Here is a 923-nt window from a genome sequence, read left to right as displayed (position 1 = left end):
GGCAACGTGACCATCCCTGCGGGCATCACCGACATTACCGTGACCATCCCAACTACGGGCGATGACGTCTACGAAGGTGACGAGACCTTTGGTCTTGTGGTCACAGAATCAAACAACGTCACATCAAACGGCAGTGCAACAGGTACCGCAACCATCAAAGACGACGGTACGGGTCCAGGTCCGGGCACGCCAGATAATGACAAGCCAGAGCTTACTGTCACTGGCGGTGGCAATGTGAACGAAGGCACGGACGCGGTATTCACGGTTTCACTCTCTAACGAGACCGAAGCGCCAGTGGTGGTCAACCTCGCGCCAACCACTGATGGTTACACGGCCGAAGCGGGTGACATCGGTGAGATGGTCGTGACCTACGTCGATAGCAATAACCAAACGCAAACTTTAACCGTGGATGGCAGCGGCAACGTGACCATCCCAGCGGGCATCACCGACATTACGGTGACGATCCCAACCACGGGTGATGATGTCTACGAAGGCGACGAGACGTTTGGTCTTGTGGTGACAGAATCGAACAACGTGACCTCAAACGGCAGTGCGACCGGTACCGCAACCATCAAAGACGACGGTACAGGCCCAGGACCGGGTTCCCCAGACAACGATAAGCCAGAGCTTACTGTGACGGGCGGTGGTGATGTGAACGAAGGCACTGACGCGGTATTCACTGTCTCGCTATCGAATGAAACCGAAGCGCCAGTGGTGGTCAACCTCGCGCCAACCACCGACGGTTACACCGCCGAAGCGGGTGACATTGGTGAGATGGTCGTGACCTACGTCGATAGCAATAACCAAACGCAAACACTGACCGTGGATGGCAGCGGCAACGTAACCATCCCAGCGGGTATTACTGACATTACGGTGATCATCCCAACTACGGGTGATGATGTCTACGAAGGCGACGAGACCTT

1 protein-coding gene is annotated in these 923 nt (G+C 55.9%); it reads left to right on the top strand.

Translation table 11 applies throughout. The features are described from left to right. Positions 1-923, top strand: a 923-nt coding sequence (locus RJ47_RS21385) for a Calx-beta domain-containing protein (RefSeq protein ID WP_039481794.1), incomplete at both ends; no start/stop codon positions are given.

Source organism: Vibrio sinaloensis (genome assembly GCF_000808535.1).
GTDB lineage: Bacteria > Pseudomonadota > Gammaproteobacteria > Enterobacterales > Vibrionaceae > Vibrio > Vibrio sinaloensis_D.
The sequence above is the reverse complement of the archived record's forward strand: the minus strand, read 5'-3'. Positions and strand labels throughout refer to the sequence as shown.